Origin of the sequence: Orrella dioscoreae (assembly GCF_900089455.2) — a bacterium.
In the GTDB taxonomy this organism is placed as follows: Bacteria; Pseudomonadota; Gammaproteobacteria; order Burkholderiales; family Burkholderiaceae_B; genus Orrella; species Orrella dioscoreae.
In genome coordinates this window covers 3,326,978-3,338,815 of the sequence record NZ_LT907988.1, presented here as the reverse complement: position 1 = coordinate 3,338,815, position 11,838 = coordinate 3,326,978, and the positions used below count along the sequence as shown (strand labels likewise).

Here is an 11,838-nt window from a genome sequence, read left to right as displayed (position 1 = left end):
ACGCACCGCGGTGCGCATGCATGGCTGGCCGGACAGCGTGCCGTTGCTGGTGCTGCACGGCGCCGCCGACACCTGCAACCATCCAGCCAGTTCACGCGGCAGGGAAGGCCGCTTCAGCGGTCGTTATGAAAGGCAGGGGCTGGAGGGCGTGGGGCACTTTCCGCAGCGGGAGGCGCCGGCGCGGGTGGCCGAGACGACCCTGGCATTTTGCCGCAAGGGCTGGCAGGGCCGTTGCGGGCAGCTCTGGTGCCAGAGCCAGGTCAGGCCTGGCGCTATTCGCGCGGCCCGCGTTTCGTCACCGAAAGCAGCAAGGCGAGGATGATGCCCGCCACGATGCCGACGACGATGTTGTTCAGGATGACGCCCAGGGCAGCACCCAGGGCGGTGCCGATGACGAGATGCATGGTGTTCATGGCGGCAAGGATACCTCGCGGGACAAGAAGCGAATCGGAATCGGGTCATCTTTAGATACAATTGATGCTCTTTTCCTGCAATGCCCTCTTTCCAGATGCACAATAAAAATCTTCGATATCGACCGGATATAGACGGCTTGCGGGCCATCGCCGTCTCCGTCGTCGTGTTGTTCCACGCCTTCCCTGCATTGCTGCCAGGGGGATTCATAGGCGTCGACATCTTCTTTGTCATTTCAGGCTATCTGATTTCCTCCATTCTCTATAAAAGCATGGAGGCGGGAACGTTCAGTCTGGCTGATTTCTACGCGAGGCGCATCAAGCGGATTTTTCCTGCGTTGCTGCTGGTTCTTGTCAGCAGCTTGGTCGCGGGCTGGTTCCTTCTGTTCCCCGATGAGTACAAGGAACTTGGCAAGCACGTTGCTGGGGGAGCCGCGTTTGTTTCGAATCTCGTGCTCTGGAATGAGGCAGGCTATTTCGATGTAACCGCTGAAAAGAAACCCCTTCTGCATCTTTGGTCCCTCGGCATAGAAGAGCAGTTCTACTTCTTTTGGCCTTTGGCGCTTTGGTTGGCATGGAAGCTTCGATTGAATTTCCTGCTCCTGGCCGTAGCTGCAATGGCGGTTTCTTTTTTCCTCAATATCCAGAATATTGGTACGGATCCGGTTTCCGTCTTCTACCTGCCGCAGATGCGGATGTGGGAGTTGCTGATCGGTGCGTCAATCGCATACCTGCAGTGGAGGGGACGCAGGTTGTCCATGCCGGCACTGGCCATGGCAGCCAGCAACCTGCTTTCAGTTGCAGGCGCAGCATTGATTGCCTACGGGCTCTATACGATTACCAAGGAGACGCCGTTCCCAGGCACTGCTGCTGTCGCGCCAGCGATGGGCGCGGCGTTGCTGATTGCCTGTGGGCCCAATGCGTATCTCAACCGGTGGATACTGTCATCGCGTCTGTTCGTCTGGATTGGCTTGATCAGCTACCCTTTGTATCTTTGGCATTGGCCATTGCTTTCGTTCGCTCACATCATTATTGGCGAGGCGCTTCCACTGAGGGTGGCGCAGTTAGCGGTAGGCGTTTCCGTGGTTTTGGCCATTCTGACGTATTTTCTGGTCGAGAAGCCGTTGCGCCATGCGGAGTCCCGTTGGATCGTGCCGGGGCTGGCAGGCGTGATGCTTCTGTTGGGTATTGCTGGCTACGATATATTCAAGAAGGATGGCCTGACTGAACGAGCGCTGATCAAGGAAAGCGCGCTCCGAAACAGTCAGTTCGTGGGGCCGCTTTGGAAATACACCAAGAATGACACCTGCCTGAAGCGTTATCCCTTTCCTGATGCTTCGGACTATGGCTGGTGGTTCTGCGTGGCCAGCAAGGATGCACCGCCCACTCTGTTGTTGTTGGGCAGCAGTTTCGCCAATCACCACTATGCCGGTTTTCTTACGGTGAAGCCCTTTTCCGTTGAAAGCATCCTGTCGATTGGCGCCTGTCCAGTGGACGTGAGATACATCACGGATCCGGAAGCCCCCAAGACGTACAGTCCTTGCTCTGGCGATCGTGCACACAAGCAGCGGCTTCTGATCGATGGTGTCATTGAAGCATCCGCCGGTACGCTGAGGCTCGTCGTGATTGACGGCCTTAGTCAGGCACAGAACTCCGCGACGATCCAGGCGGTTCAGGAGCGTCTGGATTTTCTGGTGGGGCACGGCGCAAAGGTCGTTATCTTCAAGCCTCATCTCACGCGGGATGGAGACCTGAAAGGTTGCTTTGCACGGCCGCTGAAGACGCCGCAACAAAGCTGCGAGTTGCCTTTGGGCGCGCGCAAGGAGTTGGATGCCAAGTTCCAGCCGCTTGTTGATGCGCTGGCCGCCAGTCACCCCGATATTCCCTTCTTCGACCAGAACGACATGCTTTGTGATGGGGACAGGTGTTCGTTGATCGTGGATGGCATGCCGGCCTTCCGGGACGAATACAGCCACTATTCAGAGTACGCCAGTGAGGTACTCGTCAAGCGCTTTGCCGAGTGGGCTGCGGAGCGAGGTCTGCCCTTGCAGTAAGCATGTTGCCGCGGTTCCACGCCCTCGCTGTCTTGCAGTCGAGGGCGTTTTTCTATGCCGAATTGGTAATACCAAACTATTGTTTTATTGGCCACTTAGACTAATTTCTTAAGGATAAACCCTAGCTGCTCTGCGGATTTTGCGCTCCCTATAATCACCCCTTCTTCGAAACAAGGTCGAATTGGACAGACCAATTTGGAGAGAGACACCCACCGCGTCCTGTCGGACATGGCGCACAGAGGGCGGTTTTCGCACGGGGAGCGAGGCCGCCCAGTCATGATCCGGGACAGGCCGCGGCGGCATTCCAATCCGCAGGAGACATAGGCCCATGCAAGCCTGGCAACAACTCTACGACCCCGCTGGCAACATCTGGCTATCCAGCCTCATCGCTTCGCTTCCCATCCTGTTCTTCTTCCTGGCGCTGACCACGCTGCGCATGAAGGGCTACGTGGCTGGCACCATCACCGTGCTGATCGCACTGGCTGTCGCGCTGTTCTTCTACGGCATGCCTGCCGACCGCGCACTGGCTTCTGCCGTCTACGGTTTCTTCTATGGCCTGTGGCCGATCGCCTGGATCATCATCGGCGCGGTCTTCCTTTATAAGGTGTCGGTCCGCACCGGACAGTTCGATGTGATCCGCTCCTCGATCCTGTCGGTCACCGAAGACCAGCGGCTGCAGATGCTGATGGTCGGCTTCTCCTTTGGCGCGTTCCTGGAGGGCGCGGCGGGCTTCGGCGCGCCGGTGGCCATCACGGCCGCGCTGCTGGTCGGCCTGGGCTTCCGCCCGCTCTATGCCGCCGGCCTGTGCCTGATCGTGAACACCGCGCCCGTGGCCTTCGGCGCCATGGGCATTCCCATCATCGTGGCCGGGCAGGTCACGGGCCTGGATCCCTTCGCCATCGGCCAGATGGCGGGGCGCCAGCTGCCTTTCCTCACCCTCATCGTGCTGTTCTGGATCATGGCGATCATGGACGGCTGGCGTGGCGTGAAGGAAACCTGGCCCGCCGTGCTGGTGGCCGGTGGCTCGTTCGCCATCGTCCAGTACCTGACCTCCAACTTCCTCGGCCCGGAACTGCCGGACATCACGTCCTCGCTGGCGTCGCTGCTCAGCCTGACGCTGTTCCTGCGCGTCTGGAAGCCCGTGCGCATCTTCCGCTTCGAGAACGAGGACGGCGGTGGCGAGCGGGGTGCCGCGGCGGCACCCAGCAACCCGGCGTCCGCGGAGGCCGCCGCTGCCGCCGCCGCGCCGCGCAAGCATTACTCCGCCGGCCAGATCACGCGCGCCTGGATGCCCTTCCTCTTCCTGACCGCCATGGTCACGGTCTGGAGCATCCCGCCGTTCAAGGCGCTGTTCGCCAAGGGCGGCGCGCTGGCCAACTGGGTGCTGAGCCTGCCCGTGCCCGGCCTGCACCACCTGGTGGACAAGATGCCGCCCATCGTGGCCCAGGCCACGCCCTACGACGCCATCTACAAGTTCGACTGGCTGTCGGCCACCGGCACGGCCATCCTGTTCGCGGCGATCATCTCTATCGCCTTCCTGAAGATGAAGCCGCGTGCCGCGGTCGAGACCTTCGGCGCCACGCTGAAGGAACTGGCCCTGCCGATCTATTCCATCGGCATGGTGCTGGCCTTCGCCTTCATCGCCAACTACTCGGGCCTGTCGGCCACGTTGGCGCTGGCCCTGTCGCACACGGGCCATGCCTTCACGTTCTTCTCGCCCTTCCTGGGGTGGCTGGGCGTGTTCCTGACCGGTTCGGACACCTCGTCCAATGCGCTGTTCGCGGCGTTGCAGGCGACCACCGCGCAACAGATCGGCGTGCCCGAGGTGTTGCTGGTGGCTGCCAACACCACGGGCGGCGTGACCGGCAAGATGATCTCGCCGCAATCGATCGCCATTGCGTGCGCGGCCGTCGGCCTGGTGGGCCGAGAGTCGGACCTGTTCCGCTTCACGGTCAAGCACAGTCTCATTTTCACGGTTATCGTCGGCATCATCACCACCTTGCAGGCTTACGTCCTGCCGTGGATGATTCCGTGATCGCAGCCCCTGCCTGACCCTTGCCGACGTCATTGCCGCCATTGCCCATGCGCCTCGTAGACCAGATCGCCGACCAGCTCCAGACCCTGATCCGTGAACAGGGCCTGAAGCCTGGCGAGCGCCTGACGGCCGAGCGCAAGCTGGCCGAGGAGCTGGGCGTGTCGCGGCCCTCCCTGCGCGAGGCGATCCAGAAGCTCGCCAGCAAGGGCTTGCTGGTCAGTCGGCGTGGCGGCGGCACCTATCTGCAGGCGCCACCGGCGGCGCCGACGGCCGCCTGGTCCGAGAACAGCCTGGTGACTCCCCTGGCCACGCTGTTCGTCGACGATCCCGAATACCGTTATGACGTCCTCGAGGCGCGCCATGCCATCGAGGGCGCCTGTGCGTGGCATGCCGCCCTGCGAGCCACGGACGAGGACAAGGTGCGCGTGCGCGATGCCTTCGACGCCACGCTGCAGTTCAACGAAAGCGAGAACCCGGATCTGGCCGCGCAGGCCGACGCCCGTTTCCACCTGGCGGTGGCCGAGGCCTCGCACAACCTGGTGCTCATGCAGACCATGCGCGGGCTCTTCGACCTGCTGCAGTCCACCGTGACGCGCAACCGCAAGGAGATCTACACGGTGCCGCACAACTTCGCCCTGTTGACGGGGCAGCATCGCGCGCTGATGCAGGCGGTGCTGGACGGCGACGCCGATGCCGCCCGCGACGCCGTGACCTCGCACCTGGACTTCGTGCGCACCACCGTCCGCACGCTGGACGAGGACGACGCCCGGCGCGCACGCGCCATGCGCCTGTTCACGCCCTCATGATTCCGACAGTCCTGTTTTCCCCGCCCGTAAAACAACGAGACGAGACGCCATGATCATTTCCGCTTCCACCGACTACCGGGCCGCCGCCCAGCGCAGGATTCCGCCTTTCCTGTTCCACTACGCCGATGGCGGCGCCTATGCCGAGCGCACCTTGCGGCGCAACGTCGAGGACCTGGCCGACGTGGCGCTGCGCCAGCGCGTGCTGAAGAACGTGTCGGCGCTCAGCCTGGAAACCCAGTTGTTCGGCGAGACCCTGTCCATGCCGGTGGCGCTGGCGCCGGTGGGCCTGTGCGGCATGTATGCGCGCCGCGGCGAGGTACAGGCCGCGCGCGCGGCCGACCGCAAGGGCATCCCCTTCACGCTGTCGACGGTGTCGCTGTGCCCCATCGAGGAAGTCGCGCCCGTCATGCAGCGGCCCATGTGGTTCCAGCTTTACGTGCTGAAGGATCGCGGCTTCATGAAGAACGCGCTGGAGCGCGCGCAGGCGGCGGGCTGCAAGACGCTGGTGTTCACGGTGGACATGCCCACGCCGGGTGCGCGCTACCGCGACCTGCATTCGGGCATGAGCGGCCCCAACGGCCCGATGCGCCGCTACCTGCAGGCCATGGTGCATCCGCGCTGGGCCTGGGACGTGGGCGTGAACGGCCGCCCGCATGACCTCGGCAACGTCTCGGCCTACCTGGGCAAGCCCACCGGCCTGGCCGACTACATCGCGTGGCTGGCCAACAATTTCGACCCCTCCATTTCCTGGAAGGACCTGGAGTGGATCCGCGATTTCTGGAAGGGCCCCATGATCATCAAGGGCATCCTCGATCCCGAGGACGCGCGCGACGCCGTGCGTTTCGGCGCGGACGGCATCGTCGTGTCCAACCACGGCGGACGCCAGCTGGACGGCGTGCTGTCTTCGGCGCGCGCCTTGCCGGCCATCGCCGACGCGGTCAAGGGCGACCTCACCATCCTGGCGGATGGCGGCGTGCGCAGCGGCCTGGACGTCGTGCGCATGATCGCGCTGGGCGCGGATACCGTGCTGCTGGGCCGCGCCTTCATCTATGCGCTGGCGGTAGCGGGCGAGGCCGGCGTCACGCACCTGCTCGACCTGATCGAGAAGGAAATCCGCGTGGCCATGACGCTGACGGGCGTGAAGTCCATCTCCGAGATCACGCGCGACTCGCTGGTGCAGGCATGACCGCCGTTGCGGGGACGCAGGCGCAGGCACGGAGCCGGACTGACAGCCCGGCCTTGCTGGCGCGGCTGCGCGAGGTGGTCGGCGCCACCCATGTGCTGACCCAGGACGCCGACACGCGCCGCTTCCGCAAGGGGCATCGCACCGGCGAAGGCGGCGTGCTCGCCGTGGTGCGGCCCGGCACGCTGCTGGAGCAGTGGCAGGCCATGCAGGCGGCGGTCGAGGCCGGCTGCATCGTCATCATGCAGGCGGCCAACACGGGGCTGACCGGCGGCTCCACGCCAGATGGCAACGACTACGACCGCGACATCGTGCTGATCAGCACGCTGCGCCTGCAAGGTGTGCAGGTCATCAACGACGGCGCGCAGGTGGTCTGCCTGCCGGGCGCCACGCTCGACCGGCTGGAGCAGACGCTGGCGCCCCTGGGCCGCGAGCCGCATTCCGTCATCGGCTCCTCGTGCATCGGCGCCTCGGTGCTGGGTGGCGTCTGCAACAACTCGGGCGGGGCGCTGGTGCGCCGCGGCCCGGCCTATACCGAGATGGCGTTGTACGCCGCGGTCGATGACAGCGGCACGCTGCGCCTGGTGAACCACCTGGGCATCGCGCTGGGCGACTCGCCCGAGGAAATCCTGACGCGCCTGCAGGCGGGCCAGTATGGCCCGGCTGACGTGGACAACAGCGGCGAGCGCGCGGCATCCGATCCCCGCTACGGCGAGCACGTGCGCGACGTGGACGCCGCGACCCCCGCGCGTTTCAACGCGGATCCGTCACGGCTCTTCGAGGCGTCGGGATCGGCGGGCAAGGTGGGTGTGTTCGCGGTGCGGCTGGACACCTTCCCGCGCGAAGCCAGCGACGTCTTCTACATCGGCAGCAACGATCCGGACGACCTGACGGCGGTGCGCCGCCACCTGCTCACCTCCCTGCCCAGCCTGCCCATCGCGGGCGAGTACATCCATCGCGTGGCCTTCGACATCGGCGCGCGTTATGGCAAGGACACCTTCCTGCTCATCGACAAGCTGGGCACGGCCAAGGTGCCGGCGGCCTTCGCGTTGAAGAGCCGCATCGACGGGTTCTTTGAAAAACTGGGCCTGCGCAACGTCACGGATCACGTCATCCAGGCGGTCATGGCGCTGTTGCCCAGCCACCTGCCGCCGCGCATGCGTGACTATCGCAACCGCTATGCGCATCACCTGCTGTTGCGGGTGGCGAAAGATTCCACCGATGCCACGCGGGCCTTCCTGGACGCGCACTTCCAGGGCAGGGAGGGGGGCTATTTCCACTGCGAGCCGGACGAAGGCCGCAAGGCCTTCCTGCATCGCTTCGCCGTGGCGGGCGCGGCCATCCGCTATCGCGACACGCACCGCGGCTCGGTCGAGGATATCGTCGCGCTGGATATCGCCTTGCGGCGCAATGACCGCGAATGGGTCGAGACCCTGCCGCGCGACATGGACGAGGTGATGGTCCACAAGCTGTACTACGGCCACTTCTTCTGCCACGTGTTCCACCAGGACTACATCGTGAAGAAGGGCGTGGATCCGCTGGCGATGGAGCATCGCATGTGGACGCTGCTGGATGCGCGCCAGGCCGAGTATCCGGCCGAGCACAATGTCGGGCACCTGTACGAGGCCAAGCCCGCGCTGTCCTCGCACTATCGCAAGCTGGATCCCTGCAATGTGTTCAATCCCGGCATCGGCCACACTTCCAAGCTGTTCGGCTGGGGCGCCTGCTGCGACCAGGGCAAGCCGGGCTTCCCGGCGGCCTACGGCTACGACGCCAGCCAGGATGCCGGCTGAGGCACGCGGCGGACCGCGGTCCGCCATGCAAGGACAGGCTCAATAGCCGACGGTAAAGCGCTTGCGCGAGTGCGCGGGCGCCTCCAGTTCGTTGATCAACGCGATCGCGAAATCGGCGAAGCTGATCCAGCTGCGGCCGGCGGCATCGCTCAGCAGCGTGTCCTGGCCCAGGCGGAAGGCGCCGGTGCGTTCGCCTTCCACGAATTCCGCCGACGGCGACAGGAAGGTCCAGTCCAGCCCGGGCTCCTTGCGCAGGGCGTCCAGGAACGCCGCGCCAGCCGTGGCTTCGGCCTTGTACTCGGCGGGAAAGTCGGGCAGGTCCAGCACGCGCTTGCCGGGCGCGACTTCCAGGCTGCCCGCGCCGCCTACGACCAACAGGCGCGGAACGCCCGCTTCCTTCACCGGTCCGATGACAGCTTGCGGCGGTACCGTCGAGAAGTGCGTCGCACTCAGGACGGCGTCATGGCCTGCCAGCGCGCGGGCCAGGGCCTGCGCATCCAGCACGTCCAGCGACACCGCCTTCACCCCGGCGCGGCCTTGCAGCGCGGAGGCGTTGCGGGCAATGGCGGTGACGGTGTGGCCGCGGCGCAGGGCCTCTTCCAGCAGTTGGCTGCCGGCACGGCCGGTGGCGCCCAGGATTGCGATATTGCTCATGGCATTCTCCGTAGTCGGTTCAAGGCTGGCATCGCCAGCGGTGAAACAAGCTTAGTTCCGGAAAACCGCGCAAAATAGCCGGCAATTGACATTTATTTGTTCCGATATCAAAAACAATAGGGCGCCCCATGGATCGTCTTACCGCCATGCAAGTCTTTGTCGCCGTGGTCGATGGCGGCAGCCAATCCGCCGCCGCCGACAGGCTGGGACTGTCCCGTCCGGTGGTGTCGCGCCACCTGGCCGACCTGGAGGGCTGGGTGGGTGCCAGGCTGCTGCACCGCACGACCCGCAAGCTGAGCCTGACCGCCGCGGGCGCGGAGGCCTTGCCGCGCTGCCGCCAGGTGCTGGCCCTGGGCGGAGAGATCCGGGCTGCCGGCGCCAGCCGGGAGGACGCGCCGCGCGGGCTGCTGCGCATCACCGCCAGCAATTCCCTGGGCTACGCCCGCCTGTCCCGGGCGGTCGCCCTGTATCAGCGCCAGCATCCGGCGGTCTCGGTCGAGTTGCTGCTGGTGGACCGCAAGGTCGACCTGGTGCAGGAGCGCATCGACCTGGCCTTGCGCATCAGCCGCGAGATCGATCCGAACCTGATCGCCCGCAAGCTGGCGGTCTGCGAGTCCGTGGTGTGCGCGGCGCCGGCCTACCTGCGGGAGCATGGCACGCCCGTCCAGCCGCAGGACCTCGCTGGGCACAACTGCCTGACCCACGCGTATTACGGCAGCAGCGTCTGGGAGTTCCTGCGCGAGGGTGAGCCCTTGCAGGTGGCGGTGCGTGGCAATTTCAGCGCCAACGATGCGCTGTCCGTGTGCGCCTCGGCGGTGGCGGGGGCAGGTGTGGCGATGTTGCCCGCCTATCTGGCCCAGGCGCGGCTGGACGATGGCGCGCTGGTGGCGCTGCTGCCGGCGCACCGGCCAGTGGACACCTATTTCCATGCGGTCTATGCATCGCGCCGGCACATGCCCGCCACCCTGCGTTCCATGCTGGATTTCCTGGCGATACATTTCGCCCAGGGCATGGTGGCCACGCCCGCGGCATGACGTATCGTGGCAAAGGAGCGGTCACCGGCCCGTGCCTATAATGATCCAGCCCCAAAGCAACCCGAGGCGGACACACTGGATATGCATGCGTTTACGAGACGTCCCGAGGTCATACTGAGCCCGGCGCCCGCGCCCTTCCAATCCTATCGGGATCCGCAGCAGGCGGTGGAAAGGCTGGTCGAGTTGTATGGCCGCAGCGCCGCTTTCCTGCGGCAGGCCTTCCAGGATTACGTGCAGGGCAAGGCGCCGGCCGAAGGGCGCGTCAGGGCCTGCTATCCGGCCATCCGGTTCGAGGTCCAGACCTACGACCCCATCGACAGCCGCCTGTCCTACGGCCATGTGGACGATCCCGGACGGTTCCAAACCACCGTCACGCAGCCCACGCTGTTCTTCGAATACCTGAAGGAACAGATCGGCCAGCTCATCCACCATCATGGCGTGCCGGTCGAGATCGGCGAGTCCGATACGCCGATGCCGCTGCACTTTGCCTTCTCCGAAGGGACGTTCGTGGAGGGGGTGCGCATCGAGACGCTGTCGCGGCCCTTGCGCGACGTGTTCGACGTGCCGGACCTGACCGTGACGGACGATGCCATCGTCAACGGGACCTGGCGCGGGCGTGAAGACGAGCCCCGGCCGCTGGCGCCCTTCACCGCGCCGCGTGTGGATTATTCGCTGCACCGCCTGCAGCACTACACCGCCACGGCGCCGGCGCATTTCCAGAACTTCGTCCTCTTCACCAACTACCAGTTCTATGTCGATGAGTTCTGCGCTCGCGCCCGCGCCCAGATGGCGACGGGCGAGGGCCCGTACGAGGCGCTGATCGAGCCCGGCAATCTCGTCACGCGCCGCGGCGACAGCCAGCCCTCGCAAGGCCAGCCGCTGGCGCGCCTGCCGCAGATGCCGGCCTACCACCTGGTGCGCCCCGGCCATTCGGGCATCACCGTCATCAACATCGGCGTGGGGCCCTCCAACGCCAAGACCATCACCGATCACGTGGCCGTGCTGCGCCCGCACGCCTGGCTGATGCTGGGGCATTGCGCGGGGCTACGCACCTCCCAGCGCCTGGGCGACTATGTGCTGGCACATGGCTATGTGCGGGAAGACCACGTGCTGGACGCCGACCTTCCCACCTGGGTGCCGCTGCCGCCGCTGGCGGAAGTGCAGGTTGCGCTGGAACAGGCGGTCGAAGAGGTGGCGGGGCTGTCGGGCTGGGACCTGAAGCGAATCATGCGCACCGGCACGGTTGCCACCATCGACAACCGCAACTGGGAACTGCGCGATCACCTCGAGCCCGTGCAGCGTTTCTCGCAGTCACGCGCCATTGCCCTGGACATGGAGTCGGCCACCATCGCGGCTAACGGTTTCCGCTTCCGGGTGCCTTACGGTACCTTGCTGTGCGTGTCCGACAAGCCGCTGCATGGAGAGCTGAAACTGCCCGGCATGGCGACGGCGTTCTACCAGCGCCAGGTGTCGCAGCATCTGGAAATCGGCATGCGGGCCCTGGAGCTGCTGCGCGAGATGCCGCCCGAGCGCCTGCACTCGCGCAAGCTGCGCAGTTTCATGGAGACCGCCTTCCAATAGGAACGGGTCTTGACTGCGCAAGGATTGGGCACACTGTCACACGTGTGCCCTTTTTTTGCGCTGTCTAAGCAAGGCGTTGAAACTTAACGAAAAATGACAACTGCTCTGAACATGTCCAAAGGGTTGTCCACATTTTTCAGGGATAACCCTAGCATTTCCCGCAAGGGAGGGTTTCATCCGAGGATAATCCCGTCCATTGGGACGACGGCTGGGGAAAAGTGCCGGAACCAGGGAGAAAGGCGGTCAAAAAGCGGCGATGAGCCGTTTTTGACCGCAGGTTTCAAATAC

At 64.8% G+C, this 11,838-nt stretch carries 9 protein-coding genes and 1 pseudogene; 8 read left to right on the top strand and 2 right to left on the bottom strand.

All coding sequences use genetic code 11. From position 1 onward, the window contains the following. Positions 1–34: 34 nt before the first annotated feature. Positions 35–211: pseudogene (locus ODI_RS22550) on the top strand (alpha/beta fold hydrolase); the annotation flags it as partial. 61 nt (positions 212–272) lie between these two features. Here the strand turns inward: ODI_RS22550 and ODI_RS22330 are convergent. Continuing rightward, entirely contained in the window at positions 273–413 is a 141-nt protein-coding gene (locus tag ODI_RS22330) for a hypothetical protein (RefSeq protein ID WP_157929775.1), read from the bottom strand. A gap of 80 nt (positions 414–493) precedes the next feature. Here ODI_RS22330 and ODI_RS15535 point away from each other — a divergent pair, with 80 nt between their 5' ends. From ODI_RS15535 to dld, 5 genes are all read left to right on the top strand, one after another. Further along, the gene (locus tag ODI_RS15535; protein ID WP_067754791.1) at positions 494–2,464 is read left to right on the top strand and encodes an acyltransferase family protein; all 1,971 of its coding nucleotides are present in this window, start codon (positions 494–496) and stop codon (positions 2,462–2,464) included. A gap of 328 nt (positions 2,465–2,792) precedes the next feature. Then, positions 2,793–4,499, top strand: coding sequence for an L-lactate permease (gene lldP, locus ODI_RS15530; RefSeq protein WP_067754793.1), 1,707 nt, complete (start codon positions 2,793–2,795; stop codon positions 4,497–4,499). Positions 4,500–4,546: 47 nt separating this feature from the next. Beyond that, a complete protein-coding gene (gene lldR, locus ODI_RS15525) occupies positions 4,547–5,305 on the top strand; it encodes a transcriptional regulator LldR (protein ID WP_098020920.1) in 759 nt (252 codons plus the stop codon). Positions 5,306–5,354: 49 nt separating this feature from the next. After that, complete coding sequence (gene lldD / locus ODI_RS15520; RefSeq protein WP_067754799.1) at positions 5,355–6,491, top strand: FMN-dependent L-lactate dehydrogenase LldD; 1,137 nt, start codon at positions 5,355–5,357, stop codon at positions 6,489–6,491. Beyond that, positions 6,488–8,281, top strand: coding sequence for a D-lactate dehydrogenase (gene dld, locus ODI_RS15515; protein WP_067754802.1), 1,794 nt, complete (start codon positions 6,488–6,490; stop codon positions 8,279–8,281). Before lldD ends, dld begins: the two co-directional genes overlap by 4 nt. Positions 8,282–8,320: 39 nt before the next feature. Here the strand turns inward: dld and ODI_RS15510 are convergent, their stop codons facing one another. Beyond that, on the bottom strand, positions 8,321–8,935 hold the full coding sequence (locus ODI_RS15510; protein WP_067754805.1) for an NAD(P)-dependent oxidoreductase: 615 nt from the start codon (positions 8,933–8,935) through the stop codon (positions 8,321–8,323). A gap of 128 nt (positions 8,936–9,063) precedes the next feature. On the opposite strand from ODI_RS15510, the gene ODI_RS15505 reads away from it, so the two are divergent. Further along, positions 9,064–9,969: a LysR family transcriptional regulator gene (locus ODI_RS15505; protein ID WP_067754808.1), complete on the top strand. Its 906-nt coding sequence runs from the start codon at positions 9,064–9,066 to the stop codon at positions 9,967–9,969. An 81-nt stretch (positions 9,970–10,050) separates the two neighbouring features. Continuing rightward, positions 10,051–11,550, top strand: coding sequence for an AMP nucleosidase (locus ODI_RS15500; protein WP_067754810.1), 1,500 nt, complete (start codon positions 10,051–10,053; stop codon positions 11,548–11,550). Positions 11,551–11,838 lie beyond the last annotated feature (288 nt).

Excerpts from the sequence above, each read along its gene's own strand:
- ODI_RS15510 (WP_067754805.1), bottom strand. The coding sequence starts at position 8,935 with ATGAGCAATATCGCAATCCTGGGCGCCACCGGCCGTGCCGGCAGCCAA.
- ODI_RS22330 (WP_157929775.1), bottom strand. The coding sequence starts at position 413 with ATGAACACCATGCATCTCGTCATCGGCACCGCCCTGGGTGCTGCCCTG.
- lldD (WP_067754799.1), top strand. The coding sequence starts at position 5,355 with ATGATCATTTCCGCTTCCACCGACTACCGGGCCGCCGCCCAGCGCAGG.
- dld (WP_067754802.1), top strand. The coding sequence starts at position 6,488 with ATGACCGCCGTTGCGGGGACGCAGGCGCAGGCACGGAGCCGGACTGAC.
- ODI_RS15505 (WP_067754808.1), top strand. The coding sequence starts at position 9,064 with ATGGATCGTCTTACCGCCATGCAAGTCTTTGTCGCCGTGGTCGATGGC.
- ODI_RS15500 (WP_067754810.1), top strand. The coding sequence starts at position 10,051 with ATGCATGCGTTTACGAGACGTCCCGAGGTCATACTGAGCCCGGCGCCC.
- lldR (WP_098020920.1), top strand. The coding sequence starts at position 4,547 with ATGCGCCTCGTAGACCAGATCGCCGACCAGCTCCAGACCCTGATCCGT.
- lldP (WP_067754793.1), top strand. The coding sequence starts at position 2,793 with ATGCAAGCCTGGCAACAACTCTACGACCCCGCTGGCAACATCTGGCTA.
- ODI_RS15535 (WP_067754791.1), top strand. The coding sequence starts at position 494 with ATGCCCTCTTTCCAGATGCACAATAAAAATCTTCGATATCGACCGGAT.